This is a genomic window from Candidatus Mesenet endosymbiont of Agriotes lineatus (assembly GCF_964019585.1).
GTDB lineage: Bacteria > Pseudomonadota > Alphaproteobacteria > Rickettsiales > Anaplasmataceae > Mesenet.
The window spans coordinates 967,643-991,864 of record NZ_OZ026454.1 but is presented as its reverse complement, the minus strand read 5'-3'; the positions used below and the strand labels follow the sequence as shown (position 1 = coordinate 991,864).

Sequence of the window (24,222 nt, the reverse complement as noted above, 5' to 3'; positions counted from 1 at the left end):
AGTCACTTTAGGTTAATATTAAAATTTAAGTTAGGGTGTTCTGTGAAGATATTGCGTTATGCTACAGTAGCTGGTGTTCTAGCTCTTTCATTCTTGTTGTACGCTGCACCTAGTTTTATTAATTGGAATAATAAGTATAAAAGCTATATAGAACAGAAGCTAAAGGAAACATATGGTACTCAAGTAAATATCAATGGTAGTGTTGAAGTTTCATTTATTCCAATAAAGATGATTATACATGATTTGTATATTAAGCATGAAAGTGAGAGTTATCTGTCGTCAAAATCTACTATCATAGAGAAATTAGAATTTAAGCCATCCTTTTTATCTCTAGTCAAATTTGCACCAAGTCCAAAAAAAGTAACTATACATGGTTTAATCACTGATATACAAAACCTATATAAAGTGACCAAAACAGGAAATAACATTAAAAGTGTATCGATTATAAATAGTGATGTCAATGTAGGAAAAAAAGACAAAATACGTATCAAAACAGCTATTTTTAAAGGTACAAAAGCTAACAGAAAAATAACATCTACGTTTATTTTAAGACAAAATAATTATAATTTAAATGCAAGCATGGATCTTGTAAAGCACAATACATATCAAGTAGATGCAAAGATAAGCTCAAATTTCCTAAATATAGCGTTAGTAGGGAAGCAAGATCAAAATGCCTTCAAAGGAAAACTAACAGCAAAAGCAAATAATTTACTTAGTGTTATAAGTGGCACTGAAGCTGGCAAACAAACAGCAGATCGAGCTTTTGAACTAACATCGGATATACACGTAAACAATGATGAACTGAAAATCTATAACTTGAGATTTAATTCTGAAGTTATAAAAGGGAATGGTGAAGTTGCTTATAATCGAAACAATACATACAATGTGGGAATAAAGCTTGAAAAAATAGATATAGATTATTTGTTTTTTAATCAACGGGAAGTTAATCATGATAGGTTGAATAGCATATTGGAAAATTTTAGGTTAATAATTCCAGATTATATAAATGCTAATTCCATAATTAAAGCCCAAGAAGTAAAGTATAATGGTAAAATTTTAAGCAATATCGAACTTAAAACTGGTGTACATAATGGTAAGGCAGATATAAATCTCACTCTTGTTTTGCCGGGTAGTGATAACAGCATGGGTGTTACTGGTGAGATAAGCAGTAACAAGGTAATATCTAGCTTCAAAGGAATACTTTCAGCACAGGGACAGGACATGGACTCATTATCTGAATGGTTATTTCCTATTTCAATAAAAGATGACCTTAAAAATGAGAATAACAAATTTAAGTTTAGTGGTTATTTATATGTTGCACCACGAATATTTATGATCTCGAATGTTAAAATGTTAATGGATGAAGGCAATCTACACGGAGAAGTAAGCATAAAATACAATAAAAAGATAAATATTATTGATGGTAAAATAGATGTAAATGATATTAATCTTAATAAATATAGCCTTAACTTTCCTACTGAAATAGAGAAAGGTAAGTTACCTATGCAGTGGTTAAGAGATACCAAATTCGATATAAAATTTAAAACTAGTATTAATAATTTAATATTAAAAAACAATCAAGTGAAAAAAATTAGTTTTCTAGTTAATACCATTAAGGATAACTTATCTATAAGTGATATTAATTTAATTGGAGATAACGTTGATATAAGTGGTAATGTGCAAATAATAACAGATTTTAAAACAATAAAACCAACATTAAAAATAAATTTAAGTGGTAAAGAGTTCAGTAGTGCTTTTATTGAATTTCCTAACTTGATCATAAAAACAAAAGCTTTAAAAACAAGAAATGAAACAATGAAAATTATTTGGTCACATTATGACTTTGATTTTTTTAAACTAAATGAATTCAATGGTAACATAAATATTGATATTAAAGAATTTAAGACTAAATCTAACATTTTAAAAGATTTTAAATTAAATACTATTTTAAAGGATGGTTTAATTAGTGTAAAGCTATTCGAATATAAAGTAGCAGGTGGATATGCAGTTTTTCAGGGCAACATTGGTACTGGATCTCAGCCCTCTTTGGTCTCATCATTTTCAATAGCTAATTTAGATATAAGCTATATTGCAAAACTTCTAGATATTGACAATTTTACTGGTAATATCAGCATAAGTGGTAGTGTAAAAACTGAAGGTAAAAGTGTGTATGAGTGGGTTAGTAAAGCAGTTGGCAAGGTAAGTATTGCAGCAAGAGGAATTAATTTTGTTGGTGTGGATTTAGATTCTTTTATTGTTAACTTACTGAAGAGTAAAAGCAAATCAGATATAGCTTCACTAACACAGGTTTCTTTATATAGTGGCAATACCTCTTTCACTACAATAGATGGTAGTGCAAAGATTCAAAATGGTATCTGCTCAACAAGCCTACAGTTTATGATAAATAACGCAAGTGGATCAGTTTCCTCAAACATATCTCTGCTTCAATTTACAACCATCTCCTGTTTGAGGCTCTTTTTTATACCACCAGAAAAAAGTAATCCAGTATATATAGACTTGAACTTAACGGGACCAATATGGCAACCAAAGGTTAATTTTAATATTGATGATTTATATTCTATAATAAAAAACAATAATTAAATCTTCGAATTAAAAGTAAAAAACTAAAAAGTGATTAAAAAATGGGAATTTATAAGAAGTGTACGCAAAAAGGTCAGATCATTGAAAATCTTACCCCCTTCCTCTTATAGAAGTAACATTTCCTTTATTGCGTTCGCCTTTGATTTTGCTAGCGTGATTAGGATTATTGGTAATCATTTCATCATTACAAGTAATAGTTTTAGTTCCAGGCTGAGTATAATCTTTACTTCCACTTCTAATTGGATTATGTATTGTGCCTTCTTTTCCCTCGTCACTTGAAATTAGTCCCTTAATCTTTACCACACCTATTATAGATGGTACTACTAAAAGAAATACGGCAGGGCTAAAAAAAGCTAACATTGATAATGTAGATAAGCCAACTAGCCCACCGATCAACATATTTGAAGAAGGAACAAAATTACCCACGATTTTACTATCGCTTTCAGGTATTTTACTTTTTTCCTTGTTACCACCAAATTTTTCTTTTAATGACTTAAGTGGATCATTAAGGTCTATTCCAGTTACATCTTGAACAAAACCTGGTAATTTCTCCATTGATTCTGAAGCCCATCTTTTGAATTTTTTCCATCTGCTATCATTTGGATTGTTGAAACAATCAGAGACTTTAACATACTTATTATTTTCTTCTAATTTAGTCATAATCTACTAAAAAATAACTTACTTTAAGTGTAACATTAAACTTTAAAAAAATCAATAATTTATGGCTTAGATAGTATTAGTTTATAATACTAACTTATTACTTTATATTTAAAGTCATGAAAAAATTAAATATTGGCTTGCTTGGTGGAACGTTTGATCCTCCCCACTTTGGTCATCTTTACATTTCAACCAAAGCAATAAAGACAATTGGTTTAGATTGTGTATGGTGGGTGGTTGCAAAACAAAATCCACTAAAAGAACAAAGCAGTAGTATGACAAGTAGAGTAAATCTTGCCAAAAGTATATCCAAATTCAGCAGTAAAATTCGCGTTATCGATATAGAAAAAACGGTAAAAAAGAGTTACAGCTATAATATGATAGTGCTACTGAAACAAGGATTTCCATATATAAACTTCATATGGATTATGGGTTCAGATAATTTAACTTCCATACATAGATGGTATAGATGGAAAGAGTTCTGCACGATGTTGCCAATTGCAATTTTTGAGCGTGGTAAATTATATAAAGAAATTAGATGTCCTTTTGTTAGTTGCTTTTCGTCTTTTTACGTTAGGAATCCAAAGTTACTATTAGGTCGTCTTTTCGGTTGGAGCATTATCAGAACAAAAGTTAATCCCATATCTTCATCAATGATAAGGTTTTGACATATTAAACGTAAACAAATAAAACCTTTTTAATAAAATAAAGAAAACCTATATGCATAAGCCAGTTTTACTAGAAGAAGTGATGTCAATCTTAACACCAAAGGATAATGGGATCTATGTTGATGCAACATTTGGCTCTGGTGGATACAGTAGGAAGGTACTACAGCTAGCAGACAGTAAAGTATATGCAATCGATAGAGATAAGAGCGTACATACTTTTTTTGATGAGTTAAATTCTGCGTATCCACAAAAGCTTCAACTTTTTACGGGTAAGTTTAGTAAGATGAAAGAACTACTTGCACAAAGCAACACTAATTACGTTGATGGGGTTATTTTTGATATAGGAGTGTCTTCAATGCAGCTTGCAGATGGAGAGAGAGGTTTTTCATTTATGCATGACGGCCCTCTTGATATGAGGATGGACCAGTCTTTAGATTATATTAATGCTGAAACATTTGTAAGTACGCTTGGGGAGAAGGAAATTGCAGATACGATATATAAATATAGTGGGGAGCGCTGTTCTCGCAGAATTGCAAAAGCAATAGTAAATGCACGTCGAAAAAAGCCAATAAAAAGTACTTTAGAGCTAGCTAATATCATTCGCTCTGTTATCCCAAGAGGAAAAATTGATGCAGCAACGAGAACATTTCAAGCCATTAGGATATGGGTAAATGATGAGCTAGGTGAATTAGAAAAAGGACTTAAAGCTGCATCTGAAATTTTAAATACAGGTGGTAGACTCATAGTTGTTTCTTTTCATTCACTAGAAGATCGCATAGTTAAGAACTATTTTAATCAATTATGTGGCAAAAATTCTCCTGTTCCAACTCCAAGTCAGTTTACCCTTGTTAATAAAAAAGTAATTAGACCAAGCAGAGAAGAAACTCAAACAAACCCACGTGCACGTTCAGCAAAACTTAGGGCTATTACCAGGCTATAGTTTTTTGTAAATATAAGCAAAATTTGAAAAACAGTGACTTGCCTTGATATCAGTAAATATTCCTTTTTTGAGTGAATTACAAAAATAGAATTCTATAAAATGCGTAGATGAGAAATTTCCCATTTATATTGATTTAGATCTATGTAATATCCTGATCTTGAATAGAAGTTTTCTCTAACGAAACTTCAGCTAACAATGTGCTTAATTTCTCATAACACTCTTTGATTTCATCATATATTACACAATTTTCTATCAATTCTTTACTAACTTTTGCTCCATTTTTTAAAAGAAGCGTGACTATTATTGGATCTACTCTCTCATCAAATATGGCCTTCTCTAAAATATTCCTTCCAGTATTGCATATAGCATTGACATTTGCGCCATTATTTAAAAGTAAGTCTGTTTCTTTGCTTATAATAAACAGCTGTAAGTAAAGGAGTTCCTCCGTACATATCCCGAGCTTCGATATCTGCACCATACTTTAAAAATAACATTGCTACCTCTTCATTTCCATACTCAGCAGCGTAGTGTAAGGGTGTATGTTGGTCACAATCCTTAATATTAACAGATGCTTTTCTATCTAAAAATAACTGTGCCATATTTTTCTTTCCACTACGAGCAATGAAGTGTAAAGGTGTCTCTCCATATATATTTGGAGCATTAACACTTATTCCTTGATTTAGTAAAGACTGCACTCCTTCTATGTTGCCACTCCTAGCCGCAGATGTTAATTGTTCATGAGGTAATAACATAGTGACTACCCCCTAATATACTAAAAGTATCATATTATGATACTTAATGATGTCAATCGATAATTTTGCTATTTTGAGTATGCTGTTGGATAATGCTTTATTCTCAATTTAAACGAGAATGAAATCTATCAAATTCTATTTTTGGGATTATCATAGTATTAACTATTTAGTGATAATGTAAAAGTCATTATTATTTCATGAGTTGAATATGCATACCTTAGAAGAAATATTAGCTAAATATCCACCAATAAGAAAAAAAGAAATTGTGTCATACAGTTCAAAGTTTTTCGCTGCATCTACTATTGCTACACTTGCCACACTTAGTTACTGCATTATTGACAGCACCATTTATGGTTTTAAATTTAACAGAAATTTAAGCATGTTTATGCTGTTTTCAGCTGCTTTTGCCGCTGCTTCGCTAATGCTAGTTATATCTTATGGGGTGTTTAAATATTCTAATAAAAGAAGCGATAGCTTAAAAGAAGCAGTTAAAATTAGTAATCGTAAGGTAGCATCAATAAGTGGTAAGGTATTTGCTGCAGCACTTGCAATTAGTGTTACTTCCTTGGCTTGCACGTTTATCACCAGTGCCATTAATGGACAGGATAGCCCTTTTCTATCTTTGGTTAGAGAAACTTTTGGTTTTAGCAGTAATGGTGCTTGGATAGGCGGAAGCGGTGGTCTTTTGCTTTGTTTCATAGCAAGTTCATTTATTGTTTTTGCCATTTCCGGCCTTATGCATCATTACTCTAAAGATAAGAGTATAAGTTGGGATAGTAGATATGATGATGCCTCTCAAGCAGCTCACCAAGAACATATGGCTCGCCAAAATAGTACTGGCCTACTCTTAAGTAAAGTAGAGGGAGTGGAAAATACAGGGAATAAAAAAAAACTTTAAAAACAGCTGAACGTCAAGACTCTACTGAAACTATATACAGTAACCCCAATGAATTAGATCTAGATAAAACTATTGAGAAAATTGTAGCACGAGCTCAAGTTGAAGGTAGTCCTGATAATAGTGATAGTGAATGGCAAGAGATAGATGAAACATGTACAAAGAATGTTAGAGAAGCTGAATTAATATCAGAAAGAAACAAAACTACTTATGCAGCAAGGCCTGTTGCAGCTCCAAGAAAAAATCTATCAAAACAGACAACTATTGAACTTGATTGCATAGAAACTACCTTGTTAGAAACGCAAGGTGGAGCTGCTCAGAAGAGAAGAAGTAGGGATTCAAGTCTTTGTAGTACAAGAAATCCAGGTCCAGTGGTGACAAGAACGGTTTCTAATCTCCAAGAAAATGGGCTTAATATAAATTTACGCTAAATTAATGTTTTAAACTATATTCTTAGACCTATAATAATCACGTAAACTTTTGCTGGTAACTACTACAGTGCCAGCAATTCTATCATGCCACGCCCGGCCACGTTTATCAAAATTTGCCCATATAAAACCAAGAAACAAATGAGTAGCTGAGAGTGCAGAGGAAAAAAGCCTTTTAATTGCTTGCCCAAGCGTAATTTTCTGCAGTGTCACCTCATCTACAATTCTAAACCCAAATAGCAACTTTGCAGGAGTTGCAGCAAATTTAACCCACATCAATATGATATATACAAAAAGTACAGAAAGTTGAACTAGCTGATTTATCAAAACTAACTTTATTTGTTTATCTTTAATTATTACCTCTTCTTGAGTTAAGGGTACTTGCATTGAGTATTTTTTCATTACTTTAAGCACCTCTTTATCGTTTCTACCAGCAAATAAGTAATTAAAACCATAACTAGTTGCGTATAAAAGCAAGAGTAATATTAATAAATCAAGGAATACAGTTGTATAGCGTCTAAGCCCAACAACGTAACATATTCCTCTGTCATCTTTTTTTTCTTTGGGTGCAAATAACAGAAACTGATTAAAAAAAAACTTGAACATATGTAAAAACTAAGTTTTAAATTCTATTTATATATATTATTTTGCAAAAAATACGAATAAAGAATTTACCTGTATATGCAAAGATTGGGTGTTATAACTGGGAGAAGGTTATCACTCAAAAATTACTAATTACCGTCATTATATCAATAAACGTAGATGCAGCAAATATGAACGCACCAATGATTGATTATTATGAATTTAGTCAAGATATAAAATCCTTTACTCAAGGTTGCGAATATAATTTTCTTGAAGAAATGGCACAAAAATTACTAGATTACATTATGCTGAACAATAAAATATTGCATTGCTACCTGCAAATTCTCAAACCATCGGCACTTGATGGGGTAGGGGAAGTTTCAGTAATTATAGAAAAATAGTTTTATAAATTAATCATTACTTTTTAACTTTATTAATGTGGTCTGTTGCTCATATAAGGGCTATCTAAAGAAAATAAAGGTATCTTTACTTCAAAAAGCTTAGAGTTATCGGATATAAACTCGTACTTCCCTTGCATTATTCCAGAAGGTGCATTTAAATATGTTCCACTTATATATTCAAAAACTTCACCTGGTTTTAGAATAGGTTGCTCCCCCATCACTCCAACCTCACTGATTTCATTGATCTTTCCAGTGTAATCTATAAGCTTCCAATAACGTTTTAAGAGCTGAACTGTTAAACATCCATTGTTTTTGATCTTTATGCCATAAAACCAAGCGTAACGGTCTTTATGCGGCGTGGATTTTTCATCGACATAGAATGGTGGTTGTACTGTAACCCTAATTTCATTGGTAATACATGAGTATTGCAGCTTTAAGGACATGGTAATATTTTTTTATAGATTCTACATAACAATGTTATTACATTTTATATGAAATTTCAATTGTTATGGGTAAATCAAATGTACTTAGATCGAGCTAAGCAGTTTATTATTGGCATAATGGGTGGAGGACAATTAGGTAAAATGATAGCTGGTGCTGCAGCAAAATTTGGTATAAAAACACATGTTTTTACCGATGATAAAGATAGTCCTGCAAGCCATATAACTAGCAATTTAACAATTGCTGATTTTACTGATAAAGATGCTCTAATTTCATTTGCTAAAAATGTTGATTTAGTAACTTTAGAGTTTGAGAATATACCGTGCAGCGCTATTGATATTTTGCTCCAATATACAAGTATTTATCCAGGTAAAAAGTCGCTATATATTGCTCAGAATAGACTGAGAGAAAAGGGATTTATGGAAGAACTAAAAATACAGGTACCTAAATATTGGTCTATTTCTAATTATACAGAGTTGCAGGAGAGTATTAAAAATTCAAATTTTCCTCTTATACTAAAAGAAGCCGAAATGGGCTATGATGGTAAGGGGCAATATGTAATTCAATCTGATTCTGACGTACAAAACCTTTATAACTTATTGAATTGGGAAAAAGAATATATATTAGAAGAATTGGTTGATATACAAAAGGAAATCTCTCTTATTGTTGCAAGGGACAAAGACAAAAATACCTCATTTTTTCCAATAGCAGAAAATTTTCATGTAAATGGAATACTTGATAGGTCAGTAGTGACTGCAAAAATTGACTCTTGTTTAACTAAACAAGCACAAAAAATTGTAGAAAAAATTGTATCTGAGCTTGAATTGGTAGGAATTTTAGCAGTAGAATTTTTCATAACTAAAGACGGCAGTTTACTTGTTAATGAAATTGCTCCAAGGCCTCACAATTCTGGACATTGGAGCTTAGATGCTTGCAATGTTAGTCAATTTGAACAGTTGGTAAGAGCAATTTGTGGATTTCCACTACAAGAAGTCAAACTGCACTTTCCTTGTACAACAAAGAATATACTTGGTACTGATATCAATAACTGTTTTCACTATTTAAGTAATCCAAATGCTAGTCTTACTATATATGGTAAAGAGCAAGCAAAAGGAAGACGTAAAATGGGGCATGTAAATATCATAAATACATAAATTTTAAAATTGGATTTATTTTTAGACTTTCTTTCAGAAAAAATAATAGTACTACTTAAGGAACAAAGATCTTATCGTTGATTAATACTAATATTAGTATATAATCATCATTTCATTAACAAAGGAAAGTTAATGTTGTGTCCCACACAATATTCAAAACAACAAATTATAGAGATATTATATAGTTATAAACATTCCACAGATGATTCTCATTTTACCTTCGGTATTATGCTCTCCAATTTAGAAGCTATTATGACTCTGCAAGATAGATATAGTATAGATGATATTATAAGTCTGTTCAACCGATACATACAAATAGTTGGAATTATAGGCTATGACCAAGTAAATTATAGTAAAAAAATTATTGAGCATATAGATAATATAGAATTTTTAGAAACTATCCTTAATTGCGATTATGAATGTGATAGTCAAGTGCCATTAGTATTTCTTCAGTATGTACTAGATAGTAATTTATCCATAATGGATGTAAAAAATAAATCGGGGGTTTTTTTATCTATAATAAGATATGATAATAAGCCTGTATTAGCTTTAATTGATCACATTTTCAACAAAAATATAGTAGCATTAGCATTGATTAAATATCAGAATAGAGATGATGAGGCACTTGCAAAGTTTATAATAGATAATCTAGATTTTGTTTTAAAAATCATATGTAATGGTACTAAAGCTGCTGTAGAATATATTAATTATGTTCTTGATTATCAAGAATTGATATTGAACATAAAAGATCAAGACAATCCAATAATGCAGATAATAAAATATCATAATGAGTCAGCTGTCATTTTAACTAAACGTTTAATTGCAAGTGATGATCAAAGTCATGTAATGTACATACAAAATAACACTGTTATTTTTGATACTATAATGTCATATGACACTTGGGCAACAAGGACTTTTACTTCATGCTTATTGGAGGATAAGGAAAATATTGATTATACACTCCAGCATTTCCATCTTTTTGAACACCTGATTCAATATGAAGATACGATAATGGCTAAACTCATAAAGATTTTATTCAAAGAAAAAAATCCAGAATTGATGGAGAATATATGTAAAAACTTTGAGATTATAAAACAATTCATGAGACAAGGAACAGTTGCAGCCTCAATATTTGTAGAGAGGATGTTAGAAAATAATGCTTCTAATATAGAAAGGATAGAAGATCAAATAGGCAGTTTACTAGAGATTACACAGCATGAGCACACCCATGCAGCTTTGATTATGGAATATATAACTCACGTTCCAAATATTATACATACTACAAGATATTTAAAGTGCTTTATAGATGTTCTTCAGTACAAAACCCCTTCCTCTTTAGAGCTTATTTCTAATATGGTTGTAAATGAAGAATGCCTAGAAATGGTAGTGGAAAACTTAGAAGTTTTTAAAAAAATAATTAACTATAACACTACTGCAGCAGGTAAGTTAATACAATACATAGCTGAAGACATAAGAATTATACAGTATATACAAAACAGTCTAGATGATTTTATAAATATAATCAAATTTGATAATGTACAAGCAATAATTGAAGTTGCAGAATTGTTTGCACAAAAATCTGCAAAAATGTGGAGCAAAGATTTGCATGATTTAATAAATAACGCGCAAAATGGAAGCATAGCAACTCAAACACTAGCAAGGTTAGCAGGGACAGATCAGGAATTTTACGAATTAGTACAGGAAAATGCAAATTTTTTTATAAGCTTAATAAAAGAAAAGTCTATGGGAGCGGATGTAATTGTAAAATGCATGCATCAAGATAAAAATTTTATGACTTTAGCAAAGAGTAATAAGCAATTTTTTATAACTATGGCACAACACGATACTGTAACCTCTTCAATATTGATCTATCTTATACTGCAAAATCAAAAAGTGAATATGAGCATAATTTGTCGAAATCAGGACCTATTTATGGCCATTATACAATATAATAGTCTAGCGGCTATAAAAATGTTGAATTTATGCTGTCGGCAAGTGAAACACATTTAAAATTAATTAGAGATAATTTAGAATTATTAAAACAGATTATACTACGTAATAACCTAGTTGCTTTGGCACTTACCCAATATATACTTGATGTAGGGGTAGAAGGTATTTTCTTTATAAAAGATAATCTTACATTTTTTCTAAGATTTATAGAACATGATAAAGAAATCTCAGGGCATTTTATTGCTAACCTTCTATATAGTGAAGAACGTATAACCTTAGTTGAACGGAATTTAAATATATTTTTTAAAATGTTACAACACGATAATTTTATAACATTTGCCCTACTTCATTTGATGCTGATTAATGAAGTATTTTTAGATTGCGTAAAGAGCAATGAAAAAATTTTTACTGATATAGTACTTCATAACAGCGCATCAAGTGTGGCACTTCTTAGTAGTATTTTTGAAACCAAAGAGATGATAACTTGTAAGAATCATCTACAAAGTTTTATAAAATTAATAAAATTCAATACTAATACTGCTATATACCTCATTCAAGGCATGTTCTCCAGTGAAGTATTAGCAGATAGTGTAGATAATCATCTAGATCTTTTTATAAAAATAGCTTCACACGAAAGTGCGATAATGTTATCTCTTGTTGAGAGAATATTTGATAATGAAGAAGTTTTAACAAAAATAGTAAGTCATCAACAATTATTAGAAATAATATTGGATGTCGATGAAAATGTCATGGGATCAGCAATTAAAATGTCCATATGGCGGTTTTTACAAAACCAAGGGGGATTAAGGGGACTGGAAGATCAGCCAAAATTTTTAGCACTAATGTCAAAACTTACACCACACTTGGACACCAATGATCTAGTTCATGTACTTTGTCAGTATCAATGTATAGCATCAAGCCCACAAATATTATCATTGTATGAAAGGAACCTAATAAAATGGCATAATGGAAAGGATTTATTTGCTGTGGAAAGCATAAGAAAGGCTGTGTTAAAGCAGATGAGAAATATAATAGCAGTTCCAGAAGTGTACAAAGAACATATAGACAGTGCTATTTATGATATGTTGTGTAATACTGGAGCAGAGCTATGGGAAATACCATTACCCACATTGTCCTCACTCTGCTTGGATAAGTTGCTAAGTATGGCTAATGTGACAACACGATATAGTTTACAGGATTCAGTAGTATCAAGCAATTTACATGAGGTAGAACAATTGGTAGAGGCTTTTAATCAGCAAAGTTTAACTTAAAATTTGACTGACAATGAAAGAAAACATTCAAGTAAAGATCTAAATATAAAATTATAAAGCATTAAAGGTAAAAAATTATTTCTTATAAGGAATAAACAGAAGAAAGCATATAAAAGGTGATAATGGCAAGTCTAATAACTTTATCCCAAATCTTAAAGAAGGTTAGAAGAGTTATTATTCAAGTTTCATTCTTTTAATACTTTGCATAATACATGGTTCAAAAAGTTCAGATTTAGGAAAATCTGGTGCGCTAAAATACTTTTCAAGCCTATAGTTAATTCAAAACAACTATATTACCTGCAAAAACATGATCAATTACAACCAGCTAAAGCTGGTGGTATGAGTTAAAGCTTATAAAGTAAGTTTTAAAACTCAGAGATGTTAAATATGAACTTCTTGCTCTTCAATATATTGCTGTACATCTGTAGAATTTACATTACCAACAGTAACAGCCCAAATATCTTTTTTTTAATTGTTCAAATTCTTGGAATAGCTTTTTAATATATTGTTGGATAGTGGGTGGCATAGAATATGTAGATGGTCAGTTACAATATCTACGTAATTTGTAGCACATTTCTCTACTGCTATTTCACCTGTAAATATCTGTATTTAGTACAAAATACTACATGAAATCAAACGTACTGTGAGAGCTGTGTTTATAAATAAACTAAAGTAGATCTAATACTAAAGCTGAAGCTAATTACATAAACATTTCAATATAAGGCCATTAGCAAAAATAGTAGTTGAATTAACACTTTTTTTCTGTAAAATTATCAGATTTTCTTGCAACAGGATTTCCATTTACAAACACACCATTTAGTATAAATATGGGGAGTGGTTCCCCAAACTGGGTCAAAAACTCAACTCAATTTTCAATCTGTTGGGAAAGAAAATATCAAGTTGAGAGATGATTAAAGCCCAATTTGGTATAGTCCAATTTTGCTCTATTTTTTATAGCAAACCATTGATGTTCAATTTTATTAAAATCGGGAGAATAAGTAGGAGGATAAAGAATTTAAGCACCTTGGCAAGATCACTGATTTTTTTGATTTATGGAAACTTGCATTATCAAGATTTGACCAGGTTGTAAAATTGGAGCTTTCAAACCAAGCGTTAAAAATATCCCTCGAAGGTGCCATTATTTGTTTTTTATTTAGCGCTACAATCATGCTGAGTTTTTTACCTGATTTTAGAGAATGGAATCTCTCTCCCCGCTTACAATATCCATACTCATAGTCTTCTGTGTTCTCTATACCGGATTCATCAATATATACAAGATTTCCGGGTTGCTTCAAGAATTCTGCTCTTCATTTCTTTCCCTATATCCATAGGTCTTTTTTGTGCGTAAATCCGATATTTTTAAGTGCACGGTGGATCGTTTGCCTACTGATATTGCCCCAAAATCTTTGACTACCTTCATGCTTTTTAGCAAATTCGATAAACTCATTCCAATTTTATGATTATAGCCAACGCCTTCAGGTTTTTTTGGTAAAAAGTCTCCTGTTTCTTTGCGTCTTACCTGCCACTCATATAATGTTCTATTTTATATCTTATAGCTACAGATTTTCTCCTTCATCCAATTGCCTTTTTCCTTAAATCGCAACTCTGGCATCAACCATCCTAAATCTTTATCTTACCTCTTCCGGATCTTTAAAGGAAGGGCTATAATTGTGGTAATAATTAACCAAAACCTCCAGTAAAGCAACAAATTTTCTGCCAATCCATCCACCAATCATCTTAGAATATTCACATAAATTTTCTCTCCTCTTGGCGCCCTCTCTATATCCAGCTTCATCTATATATACGATTTTTTTCGATAAACCTCTGCCTATATTTTGCTATTGCAGAAAATTTATCACTTTCCCTACCATTTCAATTTATATTTTTACAGCAAAAACCACTTTAATTATATATTAATCAGCATAAATTTATTTTCTAATCTATAGAATTAAATAAAAACTGCAATTTGAAAAGGCACTCTAAACCTCGTTGCATAGCTTATGTTATGAAAAGAATATAATAATTTAGTTATAAAAGGCCTTTATCTCTCTTATGTTTTTTAATTTCTTTATTTTTCTGCTTATCTTCTTCCTGCTGATCTTTCTCTTGTAATTTTTTATCTACAGCATCTTTTAAATTAGAACCAAGCTTTTCTATCTTAGAATATATCGATTGTGGTACATACGTATTTAAACTATTTTCAATTGCATGAAACATAGGATAAAAGTGCGAATCAATCAGCCAACCTGGTAAAACATCTTCTGCACTACTACCCTTATTATCACTTTTGGTATAAAAGGTAAAATAATAGACCTCGATCGTAAAAAATATAATAGAAGAGAATATGATACCTTTTAAGGCACCAACAAATATGCCACTTAGTCTATCTGTGGCACCAAGCCTTATGGGACTTAGTACATACATAATCCAACTATTCACTATTATAATGGCTACGGTAACAATGACAAAAATAGAAATTGTGGACAGAATGTTTGCAACTAACTCTGATTCCATATATTTCATACTCATATAGTTCATTTTAAAGAAATCAAAGTGGTTTATTGTAAGTATTACTGATAAAAACATCCCTACCAGTCCAAATAGCTCTTTTAGCCCTCCTCTCATGAAAGCAACAAAAACACAAAGAATAATTACGAAAATAACTATAACATCAAACATTTACTTGTACCTTTAAATCTGTTTTGCAAAAAAATTACGCTCAGCAAAATAACTCCACATAATGCATATGCATAACCAGTATGTACAGGAATAAAAGCAACAATTGCTCTAGGAAAAAGTAAAATAAAACCTACTACAAAAAGTAGAATTGATTTGTAAAATCTATTTACTCTAACAAAATGCCCTTGCATACCAGAAGACATTGCAATTAAACCAACTAAAGATGTAACTATAGTATATATAGAATGTGGCACACTTTTTATTTTATATAAAATTAATTCATTATTAAAAACAAATGCAAATGGTACTAGCATTGTTCTGATCTTATAAAAAAAAGCTTGGATACCAACTTTAAATGCATTAGCTTGTGCTATTGCAGCTGCAGCATAAGAGGCTAAACCAATTGGAGGGGTGGATATCTGCCATCAAACCCATTTTTTTCATAAGGGGGATAGTAAAAGTTCCTGTAGTGATAATATTTGTCATGGAAGAACCAGAAATCATACCCATAAGACCAGAAGCAACAACAGCAGCTTTTGCTGGACCACCAGTAAATCTTGCAAGCAAAGCAAAAGATAATTTTATAAAAAATTCTCCGCCTCCAGCTTTTTCAAGTAATACACCAAATAATACATAAAGAAAGATAAAGTTTGCTGAAGTAGCCAAAGCAACTCCAAATACCCCCTCTGATGATAGCCATTCATGCGAAGCAATAGCGCTGAGAGAATTGCCCTTGTGTGCTACAATTATGGGCATATACTGCCCAAAATATGAATACAGTAAAAAAATAGAACTATAATAGGCATGCCAACAGTTCTTCTTGCAGCTTCAAGTAAAATTCCAGCCATTGAAATGATCAAATTAGCATTAGTTGGCGTTGCAACCCTAGTTGTCAACTCTTCATAAAATATAAATAGATAAAGCACCGAGAAAGGTGAGATTAATGCTAATACCCAACTGGTCAAAGAAGTCTTATTATGTCGGCTATAAGATTCTGATATAGTTTTTATTATATTATTCCCTTCACAATCATTAAATTTTTTACCTTTTTGCGTTATATTATTAGCTGATTTTAACATATATGAGTCAATTTAAAAGCTTAGCAAAAAAACTAACATTATTTTACAAAAGAGCTGCTTCAATAATTTTATGTGCTTTCTCTATGCCATTCCATCCTTCCACTTTAACTTCTTTATTTTTTTCCAATTGCTTATAATGAGAGAAAAAGTGAGCAATTTTATCCAGTAAAGATTTAGGCAAATCAGAATAATTACCTATGTTATCATAGTAAGGATCAATTTTAGAAGTAGGTACGGATAATATTTTTGCATCAATTCCTGCTTCATCAGACATAGAGAGTACCCCTATTGGACGAACAGAGATTATAGCCTTTGGTATTAAAGGAAATTGTGTTAAAATTAAAACATCTACTGGATCATCATCTTCAGCGTGAGTTTGGGGAATGAAGCCATAATTACATGGATAATGCATAGCTGTTGATAAAAATCTATCAACCTGCAATAGACCTACTTCCTTATTAAATTCGTACTTAATGGGACACGAATTTGCACTAATCTCAATAATTGCGTTAACTATTTTAGGAGGATTTTCACCAGCAGTAATCTTACTTGCATCTATCATATATAATCATTTAAAAGCATAGTGTACTAGATCAGCTAAATTTTTGCAATTTTAAACTCAATTAAACGGCCACTATCATTATTCTCTACATTGCTCTTCCCTTTTGCTGGATGAGGTCGCAAGATTTATTTCTTCTAAAGTAGATGGAATTTTATTATTATTCTCAAAAAGATCAACGACTTTATTTTTATATTTCTCTTCAATTGCCCTTTCTATGCACTTATTGATAATCAAGCAACAAGTCAGTGCAGCAATGTTAATTATGAGTACTAAACTTATGTCTAAAGCTATACTCCCCAGGCTTGTATATATTCCAGCAAAAGCAGAATTTATTGTACATAAAATCAATGTGTATACAAAGTACTTCTTTACCTGATAGCTTCTAATTTTTGCATTTCTTTCTTCTTGTATTTTGGCATATTGATCCAAAATAGGATAATTACGTTTTTCTTGTTTTGGACAATAATCAATAGGAGTTTTACCAGAGTGGTCTTTACTGAATGGGTTGATATCTTTTCTTGTTAGGAGAACTGCAGCTGTATTGAGTTTATGCTCATCTATAGCATAGTGTAGAGGAGTTTGACCTTGATAATCTTGTGGATTAATCTTGCAATGCGAGATATTAATTAAATATTTTACTATATCAAAACATAGATCTTTCTGATTATCACTACTACTACTTACAGCAACATGAAGTGGCGATAATTGAGTAGAACCCCCTCCCACACTAACTATATTAACATCTGCTCCCAATTCAAACAACAATTTCACAGCATCAAACTGCTTATTATTTATTGCGTAGTGGATTGATGATTGATTTCTTCCATCAAAAATATTAGGGTTTGCCCTTCCCTCTATTATTAGAATTTTTATTACATCTACATATCCTCTTCCTGCAGCTAAGTGCAGTGGTGTGTGATACAAAGTATTATGCAAGTTGGCATTAATACCTTTTGCAATTAAATATCTTATTGCTTCAACATCACCTTTTTCTGCAGCTAAATGAAGCAGGCTATCCTTATCAGATCCATATTTGTTATCAATTAAAGCTTGCAATATTTTATTTCTGTTACCCTCTTTAGCATAATCAAAAGGAGTTCTGCTAAAGCAATCTTTGATGAATGGATTGATATCCTTTGCAGTAAGTAGTTCATCTATTAGAATTAGCGCTAATTCATCATCTTTAATATATTTTATTGCATAGTGTAGTGGGGTTTCTCCTTGGAAATCTTGAATGTTGATATCAAGGTCAGAGTAAGAGAGTAGGTATTTTATTATTTCAAGTACATTTGATTGATTATCTTTATGACTTAAGCACTCAATATAATCATTAATAGCTAAATGCAGAGGAGCACATCCAGAAAAACCTTTATCTTCATAAGTAGAATTAATTATTTTTTCTTTTTCATTACTATTTTCCAATAGCAGCTTTACTAAAGCTAAACTTCCTGTACTTACTGCATCATGAAAAGGAGTATACCCACCCTTTCTAAACTGCAGTAATGAAGCACTATGACTTAATAAAACCCTTATAGTATCTTCATGCTTTGTATTAACTGCCAGGTGTAATGGTGAATTGTCTTCATAGTCTTGCGCGTTGATTTGACTCGGAAATTGTGATATTATAGCATCAACTATCTCTAAATACTCTTTCTCTTTTTTTTCACTTATCCCCTCATCATAATAACATGTAATACCTAAAACAGCCATATGAAGGCAAGAGTATTTTTTATTTTTGCAAACAGCATTAATATCTGCTCCATACTCTATGAGTAAGTTAATTAAGCCAAAATTGCCTATAAACGCCGCAAGATGAAGTGGTGTGCATTTTATATTTTGTAGTTCAGGAGTTTCTACATAAAGATCTTTACCCAATAAACAAAAGACACTTGGATCTGCACCGGTATCAAGCAAAGGCTTTATTATCTCATCATTTTCACAAGATACAGCAAAAAATAGTGGTGTATTACCTTCATTGTCCTTTGTGTTAGTTTTTAATCTTTGTTTAAGCAGTTCTTTACTTGATCCTTGTTCAATCAATGCCTTCAATTCTTGATTTGATTTTTTTTTAGTCAGCTCTGTAACAGTATTAGGGTTATTATTTATAGCTGCCATGTGTAATGCTGTTGCTCCGCTTTTATTTTGAATTTCAATATCAACCCCCAGCTCTATAAAGAAGTTTATAAGATTAATATTATTTTCCCTTGTAGCCCAATGTAGTGGCGTTTCTACCCTTTCATACTTGTATGTTCCTATATTTATTCCAGCATTAATTAGCGTTTTAGTGATTCTCTTTACTATCTCTTCATATAGTTTTGGATAGTCAGCAGCATATTGATCAATTTCTTCAGAGTCTGATGAATAGCCTTCAAGATCTGATCCGTAACCAGAATCTCTTCTTTGTAATAAGAAATTACTTTGGGTAATTACTTTTTCTAATATTTTAAAAACTTTTTCTACTTGTTGCTTTCTAACTAAATTGTTAACATAATATGACAACAACTTTAAATTATTCTTGTTCTTATATATCAGTTCCCTTAATAGTTTATAATCGTCCTTGTAACCACATTTCTTTTTTAAATGTTGCAGCTCTTCTAACGCATTCAAGTTACAGCTCTTTTGCTTTTGTAACGTTTGATGGACGCGCTCATACGGCAGTGTCATTATAATCCCCCAATATATTATGATGCTAAATATGATAGAACATGCCTATGAATTTTCTTTAAATTGATCTAATTTTTAAGAGTTATTACTTTATATCAGGATATAAGAATAAGGGTATTTAGGAATTTAGAGATGTAGAAAAAAGGTGGGATAAAACAATGGACAATTTATAGAGCAATATAAACTAACATTTTTATCCCAACCTTCTCAATTTACTGCCTACTTGGGCCAGCAATATTCAAATTCTCAATTTGCACTTCCATTTCGGTGGTAGGTGGACCTAGAATTTGCTGCCTTATTGCTTCAATTTTATTGTCTTTCTCTTCTTTTGCCATTGTATTAGCATTTTTGCAAACCTTGGCAGCTCTGCAGCTATCTTGTACACTCAGATGTTTAGCAATTTCTCTACCAACTTCAGTCGGTAAATTTTGCCAATTAACTTCTTGAGGATTGCTTCCAGTATTTGCATTCCGAAACAAACCCATAACTGCACCTTCTTTATAAGCTTGATAAGAGATACACTCTATTATGTACTCAAATAATTTATGGTACTTAAGATTTGGCAGTTTATCTTGTCTATTTATCTCTCTGGTATACTGCGTCCATTCATAGTCACGGCAAAATTGATTAGTAGATTCAAATATTTCCTTTTGAGTTACACCACGTTTAATTACCTCTTCAATTAAATCTGCGATTTTTGCTTTATTACTTTGCTTTTTATCATGATGCATAATTTGATGTGCAGCAAGAGTGGCTATTTTGTATGTTGTAGAAAAAGTCTGTTTTAGAGATGGCATATTAGTTGTGTCTGTTATATACAATCCGCTCTCATTTATTAAAATATCTTGAGACTGTATATTATTACTTATAATAGATTCTTTTTTTGTTTAATTATTAGCTGAGCTGAATTTATTACTCCTTCTATATCATAAATTAAGTTTTCTCTTTGAAAGATATGATTTAAAGTTGTGTAATGGGTATATGAAACTGAGCGATCACTCGTTGTATCTTGTAGATACTTCTGAAAAACATACTGGAGCATAATAACTCTGCCCTTTTCTTTAAAGGTAGAAATATGAAGTTGCCATAATCTTCTATCTGATTCATCTTTTATATCATTATGCATACGATGTACGAAAAAGTGTTTTACTAAGTTGAACGTGTCATCCATATGTCTATGTTGAAACTTTGATACTTTATTCATCATGGTATTCCACTGATGATAATCATCACCAGATACTGGGTAATCACCTTCTAAAAAAGTCACTGGAAAATCATTAAACCTATTAAACTTTTTATCTATTTGACGCTTATTTATACTAGCTATTATTTTATCTTGAAGTGGATATAGATTATCGACAATATTTGCTCCCTTATCTAAAAGAAATTGAACCTTACCGGTATCTATTTTAGCCACGCCACGATCAATATTATCAAGACGGGATACATAATGCCTACCTCGATAATCTGAATCTAACAATAACATTAGATCATCGCTTTGAGGGTCATACCCTTTTGCAACTTCAGCACCACCTTCAACAAGGGCTTCTAATGACGCTTGACTACAACCGTTAAATATTGCATGAGCCAAGCTTCTATATTGTGGAATGCCACGGTTGACAGGCTTATCACCCTCACGTATAACATTTTTTATTCCTTCAGTGTTATCTATTCTAATTTGATATGACAATACTTTCGATAGATCTTCCTCATTATTGTCCAACATTTCATCCCCCCTTGGATTATATTACAATATAATATGCTTAATTTATAATTAAGTAAGGTAAAAAATAAAATTCATTAAAATTTTAACAGATCGTTTTACATAGTTATCTCATTAACTTATAAATTCTTGCTATAGGCATTGATAAGTTACTTAGTGAATATTATATTAATGGGAAATAACTGGTGTTTAATTTATGGATTTAAATAAATTTACTGAAAAAGCAAAAAACTTGATACAAGAAGCACAGCTTAAGGTGCTAGCTGGGGGACATCAGGTTTTTATGCCTGAACACTTGCTAAAAGTAATGATAGATGATGAAAGCGGTATAACAAAAGACTTAATAGCCGCTTGCGATGGAAATATAGAGGCCGTACGAGAAGGTATTGATAGATTATTGCAAAAATTACCAATAGTTGAAGGTCCAGGGAGCGGCCATATTCAACTTTCACGAGAGATGGCAAAAGTTTTAGAGGATTCTTCAAACATAGCACAAAGGAATAAAGATTCTTTTATCACTGTTGAGCGCCTCCTGCAAGCACTTTCTGCGCAAAAGGAAAGCAGCGTAAGTAAAATATTAGTAGAAAATGGCATAACACCACAGAAGTTGAATGCTGTGATTGCTGACATAAGAAAAGGAAAAAAGGCAGATTCAGCAAACGCGGAAGATAAGCTTAATGCCCTTAAGAAATATGCAAAAAATATAACCCAACTTGGGGCAGAAGGAAAACTTGATCCAGTAATCGGACGTGATGATGAAATAAGAAGAACAATGCAGGTTCTACTTAGGCGTACTAAAAATAACCCAATACTTATTGGTGAGCCTGGAGTTGGTAAGACCGCAATTATTGAAGGTTTGGCATTGCGTATTGTATCAAATGATGTGCCGCTTGGTCTGCGTGGTGCTAAAATAATGGCCTTGGATCTTGGTGCTTTAATCGCTGGCACTAAATTTAGAGGCGAGTTTGAGGAGAGGCTCAAGGCTGTCATTAATGAAGTAGTTGCTGCAAGTGGCAGTACAGTATTATTTATAGATGAGCTACACACTCTAGTTGGAGCGGGAGCAACAGATGGGGCAATGGATGCTTCTAATTTGCTTAAACCTGCCTTAGCACGTGGTGAAATACACTGCATTGGTGCTACAACTTTGGATGAATATCGAGAACATATAGAAAAGGATGCAGCCCTTGCTCGACGTTTTCAGCCTATCTTTATCTCACAACCTACTGAAGAAGATACCATTTCCATCCTAAGAGGGCTTAAAGAAAAATATGAGGTTCATCATGGAATTAGAATTACAGATAGTGCTATAGTTACAGCTGCAACTTTATCAAATCGCTATATTACTGATAGATTTCTGCCTGATAAAGCTATTGATTTGATGGATGAAGCGGCAAGCAAGGTAAGAATGGAAATGGACAGTAAACCTGAGGCAGTTGATGAGCTTGAACGAAAAATAATGCAATTAAAAATTGAATCAGAAGCTCTTAAAAAAGAAGATAATGAGTCATCTAAGCAACGTCTGGATAAATTAAACAAAGAAATAGAAAATTTAGAAAGTAAATACACTGATCTGAACAGTAAATGGCAGATAGAAAAGTCAAAAATTACAAAAATACAAGATCGTGCAGAAAAATTGGATAATGCGAGAAAAGAACTTGAAATAGTACAGAGAACTGGCAACTTAGCAAGAGCTGGTGAACTTATGTACGGTATTATTCCTACACTTGAAAAAGAATTGAAAGAGCAAGAGAAAGTAGTAGGTAGTTTTTTAAAGAAAGAAGTTACTGAAGATGATATTGCCAGCATAGTTGCGCGTTGGACTGGAATTCCAGTTGAAAATATGATGCATAATGAAAAAGAAAAGCTTCTTAATATGGAAGAGAAAATAAAACAAAGGGTAATAGGGCAAAATGAAGCAATTGAAGCAATTAGCAACGCAGTAAGGCGTTCACGCTCTGGTGTGCAAGATTCATGTAGACCTTTCGGCTCTTTTTTATTTTTAGGCCCAACTGGAGTTGGAAAGACCGAGCTTGTTAAAGCTTTAGCTGAGTTTATATTTGATGATAAATCTGCACTGCTGCGTTTTGACATGTCTGAGTATATGGAGAAGCACACTGTTTCAAAGTTAATTGGAGCTTCCCCTGGATACGTTGGCTATGAGCAAGGTGGAATACTTACTGAAGCTGTAAGGAGAAGACCTTATCAGGTAATTTTATTTGATGAAATAGAGAAAGCTCACAGCGATATTTTTAATATATTACTGCAAGTGTTAGATGAAGGAAGACTCACTGACAGCCATGGTAAGTTAATAGATTTTCGTAATACTATACTCATCTTAACTTCAAACTTGGGTGCAGAAATTTTAATCAAAGAAAATACTAATTTAAGCCAAGCTGTAAAGGAGGAAGTGATGCAAATAGTGCGCTTATCTTTCCGTCCTGAGTTTTTAAATCGACTTGATGAAATAATTATTTTTCACCGTTTAAGTAAAGATGATATATACAGAATAGTTGATATACAATTTTCTTACTTGCAAGAGCGCTTACTTAGTCAGAAGTTGAGCATTGAATTATCACAAAAGGCAAGAGAATGGATTGCTGAGCGTGGTTATGATCCTTTGTATGGAGCAAGGCCACTCAAAAGAGTAATACAGCAGTATATTCAGAATAATTTAGCAAGATTAGTACTTTCAGGCGAAGTAAATGAAAGTGATAAGTTAGAGGTAAAATTAAATAATGATGAAATAGTAATAAAAAAACTATGATTTTAGTT

The 24,222-nt window shown here is 31.9% G+C and carries 21 protein-coding genes and 1 pseudogene; 9 read left to right on the top strand and 13 right to left on the bottom strand.

Translation table 11 applies throughout. The features are described from left to right. Positions 1-42 precede the first annotated feature (42 nt). Positions 43-2,601 (top strand): AsmA-like C-terminal region-containing protein, encoded by a 2,559-nt coding sequence (locus tag AACL19_RS04665; RefSeq protein WP_339045349.1) that lies wholly within the window; start codon positions 43-45, stop codon positions 2,599-2,601. Positions 2,602-2,691: 90 nt separating this feature from the next. On the opposite strand, the gene AACL19_RS04660 is transcribed toward AACL19_RS04665, so the two are convergent. Continuing rightward, positions 2,692-3,261: a hypothetical protein gene (locus AACL19_RS04660; protein ID WP_339045348.1), complete on the bottom strand. Its 570-nt coding sequence runs from the start codon at positions 3,259-3,261 to the stop codon at positions 2,692-2,694. A 116-nt stretch (positions 3,262-3,377) separates the two neighbouring features. On the opposite strand from AACL19_RS04660, the gene AACL19_RS04655 reads away from it, so the two are divergent. Then, positions 3,378-3,926, top strand: coding sequence for a nicotinate-nicotinamide nucleotide adenylyltransferase (locus AACL19_RS04655; protein ID WP_339045347.1), 549 nt, complete (start codon positions 3,378-3,380; stop codon positions 3,924-3,926). Between the two features lie 52 nt (positions 3,927-3,978). Next, on the top strand, positions 3,979-4,866 hold the full coding sequence (gene rsmH, locus AACL19_RS04650) for a 16S rRNA (cytosine(1402)-N(4))-methyltransferase RsmH (RefSeq protein WP_339045346.1): 888 nt from the start codon (positions 3,979-3,981) through the stop codon (positions 4,864-4,866). 383 nt (positions 4,867-5,249) lie between these two features. On the opposite strand, the gene AACL19_RS04645 is transcribed toward rsmH, so the two are convergent. Continuing rightward, positions 5,250-5,618 carry an ankyrin repeat domain-containing protein gene (locus tag AACL19_RS04645; protein WP_339045345.1) on the bottom strand — a complete coding sequence of 123 codons (369 nt, stop codon included), beginning with the start codon at positions 5,616-5,618 and terminating at the stop codon, positions 5,250-5,252. A gap of 208 nt (positions 5,619-5,826) precedes the next feature. On the opposite strand from AACL19_RS04645, the gene AACL19_RS04640 reads away from it, so the two are divergent. After that, positions 5,827-6,516 (top strand): hypothetical protein, encoded by a 690-nt coding sequence (locus AACL19_RS04640; protein WP_339045344.1) that lies wholly within the window; start codon positions 5,827-5,829, stop codon positions 6,514-6,516. Positions 6,517-6,953: 437 nt separating this feature from the next. On the opposite strand, the gene AACL19_RS04635 is transcribed toward AACL19_RS04640, so the two are convergent. After that, positions 6,954-7,547: an RDD family protein gene (locus AACL19_RS04635; RefSeq protein ID WP_339045343.1), complete on the bottom strand. Its 594-nt coding sequence runs from the start codon at positions 7,545-7,547 to the stop codon at positions 6,954-6,956. Between the two features lie 41 nt (positions 7,548-7,588). Between AACL19_RS04635 and AACL19_RS04630 the strand changes: the two genes are divergently transcribed. After that, complete coding sequence (locus tag AACL19_RS04630) at positions 7,589-7,924, top strand: dihydroneopterin aldolase (RefSeq protein ID WP_339045342.1); 336 nt, start codon at positions 7,589-7,591, stop codon at positions 7,922-7,924. Positions 7,925-7,956: 32 nt separating this feature from the next. Here the strand turns inward: AACL19_RS04630 and apaG are convergent, their stop codons facing one another. Next, a complete protein-coding gene (gene apaG / locus AACL19_RS04625; protein ID WP_339045341.1) occupies positions 7,957-8,367 on the bottom strand; it encodes a Co2+/Mg2+ efflux protein ApaG in 411 nt (136 codons plus the stop codon). A gap of 78 nt (positions 8,368-8,445) precedes the next feature. On the opposite strand from apaG, the gene AACL19_RS04620 reads away from it, so the two are divergent. The 3 genes from AACL19_RS04620 (at position 8,446) to AACL19_RS04610 (ending at position 12,740) form a co-directional block, all read left to right on the top strand. After that, positions 8,446-9,519 carry a 5-(carboxyamino)imidazole ribonucleotide synthase gene (locus tag AACL19_RS04620; protein ID WP_339045340.1) on the top strand — a complete coding sequence of 358 codons (1,074 nt, stop codon included), beginning with the start codon at positions 8,446-8,448 and terminating at the stop codon, positions 9,517-9,519. A gap of 252 nt (positions 9,520-9,771) precedes the next feature. Continuing rightward, a complete protein-coding gene (locus AACL19_RS04615) occupies positions 9,772-11,529 on the top strand; it encodes a hypothetical protein (protein WP_339045339.1) in 1,758 nt (585 codons plus the stop codon). Beyond that, a complete protein-coding gene (locus AACL19_RS04610) occupies positions 11,502-12,740 on the top strand; it encodes a hypothetical protein (protein ID WP_339045338.1) in 1,239 nt (412 codons plus the stop codon). Before AACL19_RS04615 ends, AACL19_RS04610 begins: the two co-directional genes overlap by 28 nt. A gap of 895 nt (positions 12,741-13,635) precedes the next feature. On the opposite strand, the pseudogene AACL19_RS04605 reads toward AACL19_RS04610, so the two are convergent. The 9 genes and pseudogenes from AACL19_RS04605 to AACL19_RS04565 form a co-directional block, all read right to left on the bottom strand. Beyond that, positions 13,636-14,277 (bottom strand): annotated as a pseudogene (locus tag AACL19_RS04605) (transposase); the annotation flags it as partial. A gap of 491 nt (positions 14,278-14,768) precedes the next feature. Next, positions 14,769-15,419, bottom strand: a complete 651-nt coding sequence (locus AACL19_RS04600; RefSeq protein ID WP_339045337.1) for a CvpA family protein — start codon at positions 15,417-15,419, stop codon at positions 14,769-14,771. Continuing rightward, positions 15,404-15,733, bottom strand: a complete 330-nt coding sequence (locus AACL19_RS04595; protein WP_339045336.1) for a DUF3394 domain-containing protein — start codon at positions 15,731-15,733, stop codon at positions 15,404-15,406. Before AACL19_RS04595 ends, AACL19_RS04600 begins: the two co-directional genes overlap by 16 nt. A gap of 46 nt (positions 15,734-15,779) precedes the next feature. After that, positions 15,780-16,175, bottom strand: a complete 396-nt coding sequence (locus tag AACL19_RS04590; protein WP_339045335.1) for a TRAP transporter large permease subunit — start codon at positions 16,173-16,175, stop codon at positions 15,780-15,782. After that, entirely contained in the window at positions 16,166-16,498 is a 333-nt protein-coding gene (locus tag AACL19_RS04585; protein ID WP_339045334.1) for a hypothetical protein, read from the bottom strand. Before AACL19_RS04585 ends, AACL19_RS04590 begins: the two co-directional genes overlap by 10 nt. Before the next feature lie 43 nt (positions 16,499-16,541). Then, positions 16,542-17,057: an inorganic diphosphatase gene (gene ppa, locus AACL19_RS04580; RefSeq protein WP_410519879.1), complete on the bottom strand. Its 516-nt coding sequence runs from the start codon at positions 17,055-17,057 to the stop codon at positions 16,542-16,544. A gap of 81 nt (positions 17,058-17,138) precedes the next feature. Continuing rightward, on the bottom strand, positions 17,139-19,724 hold the full coding sequence (locus tag AACL19_RS04575; RefSeq protein WP_339045332.1) for an ankyrin repeat domain-containing protein: 2,586 nt from the start codon (positions 19,722-19,724) through the stop codon (positions 17,139-17,141). Positions 19,725-19,936: 212 nt separating this feature from the next. After that, positions 19,937-20,545 carry an F-box protein gene (locus AACL19_RS04570; RefSeq protein ID WP_339045331.1) on the bottom strand — a complete coding sequence of 203 codons (609 nt, stop codon included), beginning with the start codon at positions 20,543-20,545 and terminating at the stop codon, positions 19,937-19,939. Positions 20,546-20,589: 44 nt separating this feature from the next. Then, positions 20,590-21,450 carry a hypothetical protein gene (locus AACL19_RS04565; protein ID WP_339045330.1) on the bottom strand — a complete coding sequence of 287 codons (861 nt, stop codon included), beginning with the start codon at positions 21,448-21,450 and terminating at the stop codon, positions 20,590-20,592. A gap of 193 nt (positions 21,451-21,643) precedes the next feature. Here AACL19_RS04565 and clpB point away from each other — a divergent pair, with 193 nt between their 5' ends. Continuing rightward, positions 21,644-24,214: an ATP-dependent chaperone ClpB gene (clpB, locus tag AACL19_RS04560; protein ID WP_339045329.1), complete on the top strand. Its 2,571-nt coding sequence runs from the start codon at positions 21,644-21,646 to the stop codon at positions 24,212-24,214. The last annotated feature ends 8 nt before the right edge of the window (positions 24,215-24,222 follow it).